Origin of the sequence: Paramaledivibacter caminithermalis DSM 15212, assembly GCF_900142245.1 — a bacterium.
GTDB classification, from domain to species: domain Bacteria; phylum Bacillota; class Clostridia; order Peptostreptococcales; family Caminicellaceae; genus Paramaledivibacter; species Paramaledivibacter caminithermalis.
Genome location: NZ_FRAG01000132.1, coordinates 1 through 2,108 on the forward strand (window position 1 = coordinate 1; position 2,108 = coordinate 2,108).

At 27.1% G+C, this 2,108-nt stretch carries 2 protein-coding genes; both read left to right on the top strand.

Annotated elements, in window-relative coordinates; translation table 11 throughout:
- Positions 1–842: 842 nt before the first annotated feature.
- Positions 843–1,373, top strand: a complete 531-nt coding sequence (locus tag BUB36_RS18825; RefSeq protein WP_073153861.1) for a hypothetical protein — start codon at positions 843–845, stop codon at positions 1,371–1,373.
- 164 nt (positions 1,374–1,537) lie between these two features.
- Positions 1,538–2,053 (top strand): hypothetical protein, encoded by a 516-nt coding sequence (locus BUB36_RS18830; protein ID WP_073153864.1) that lies wholly within the window; start codon positions 1,538–1,540, stop codon positions 2,051–2,053.
- Positions 2,054–2,108 lie beyond the last annotated feature (55 nt).

The window sequence follows — 2,108 nt, forward strand, 5'->3', positions numbered from 1 at the left end:
GCTGAAAATGCTACAAAGCTATTAGAAGATAATCAAGTAATAACTGTCGATGCAATAAGAGGTTTAGTGTATAGTGGAAAGGCAAGGGTGCTTTAGTGGATATTCGAAGGGAGAGTTATTTATAATACAAAAGAAGGGGTCACAAAAGTACCCCTTTATTTTTATTGTCTAGGAACTCAAACATTTTTTGCAAAAAAATGCATGTGTTAAATGTAGTGAATTCAAGCTGCATAAAGAATCACAAACTATTACCAGTAAAATATTTGGAAAAAGTTGTTTTTCTTTAAAACTCACTAGAAAGACCCTAATACTTGTTACTTGGAGCTTGCAACTAAAAATGCATCGCCAGTCGTCTTTGTTCTTTCTATCAAGTAATTTTTAAGAAGGAATTTTCCTTACGACGGTTGTTATCGCAGTCCAAAGTATTTATATTTACAAAATAGGAATTTAGTACCAATTTTGATAATGTTACATATTTCTACAAATCATTAACTTTTCCCATGTTATATTTAAAATTATGCAATATATTAAATTAAAAACGGGAAGAAAATTATTAAAACTCATGAACTGCAAAAGACCATAAACTATGAAGGTTGCTAAATTAAAAGGGCTTAGCAAATAGACTATAATTCAAACTTTTGAAGTAGAGCAAAGAAAAAGAAAGAGCACCATCATATACATCCCCTTACAAATCATATTCTTACCGAGATAAGTAAAAAAGCTTAAATAGATATCGGGTAAGGTATTTTAAAATAAGTGTTCACATTGTCGATAATATATGGTATTTTATCATTAATATGGATAAATTGGTAAAAATAAATATAAAACATGGGGATAAACTTATGATGAAAAAATTAGGATTATTGTTTTTAACTTTTCTATTAGTTTTTAGTTTGAGTGCAACGGCTTTTGCAGCAGATACTCCAGTAAATAATGAAGTTCCTGAAGATGAAATTGTATTTACAAAAGTAGCAGATGGTGAATATCGTGCAACAGTAAAGGTAGAAAGTCAAGTATCAGCTACGGCTATAAACGCAGCTGAAATAGACTTTGTTCTCAGTAGGGATGCTTCATTTGATAACGTATACAATATATATTATAATATTACTGCTAATAATTATGTAAATGGTATATATGCCTCTCCAGTTAAAATAACAAATACAAGTTGGTTAAATAAAAAAACATATTATAGCGAAACATTAAGTAAAAGTTTCACTGCAACAAAGACATATCATGGTGAGATGAGTAAAAGACTTATAGTTGATCCAGGAGAAGATAAAGTAAGATTAACAGCAACTGGATTAAAAATATATTTCTTGAATGATGGATGGACATCTGCAATTAATCAAAGCACAGTTATAGTATTAGAATAAACTTTATTTAAAAATTATAGATTGTAATATTTATCAATTTTTCCATATTGCTTTTATTCTAATAAAAAAATAGTTTAATTAATGTTCTTATAGTTTTGTGAAAATATTATTTGTAATGTATTCATATAATAGAATGCAAGTTCTTTAAATGAGGGAGTGTGTTTTTGATAATGAATAACTATGAAGCTTATTTAAAAGAAACATATAAAGATCGAATTAATCCATGTAAAAAAGATATAAATGATATAATATCGTATCTTAATAAAACTTTTAAGTTAAAGGAAATTAAAGAATATTCGTCTAGATATACAAGGACTCTTAATAGGTTTAAAACTAATTGTATACATTCCATAAAAAATGAAACAAATCAATATACTATCGAAGAACTCGATATTTTAGTTTATGAAATTGAAAGTGATGAAAGTAGTAAGATTTATTATAGAGACAGTGATTATACAAAAGAAAACCCCATATATGTCATGTTAGAAACAAAAACTGGATATATAGATTCTAATAGCAGTTTATTACTAAAAAAATTATTTATATATGAGGGGATTAGTAAATTTGATATTGAAAACAACACTCATAATCTTTTCTTTTTCTTACGAATGATTGATGAGTTTGAATGTGAAATAAAAGGGGTAGTACCAATCTGTCACCAAGATCAAAGTAGATTTTAATACATTAAAATCTACTTTATTGTATATCGAGTAGCTAGAAAACAGGATAATTAGT

Excerpts from the sequence above, each read along its gene's own strand:
- BUB36_RS18825 (WP_073153861.1), top strand. The coding sequence starts at position 843 with ATGATGAAAAAATTAGGATTATTGTTTTTAACTTTTCTATTAGTTTTT.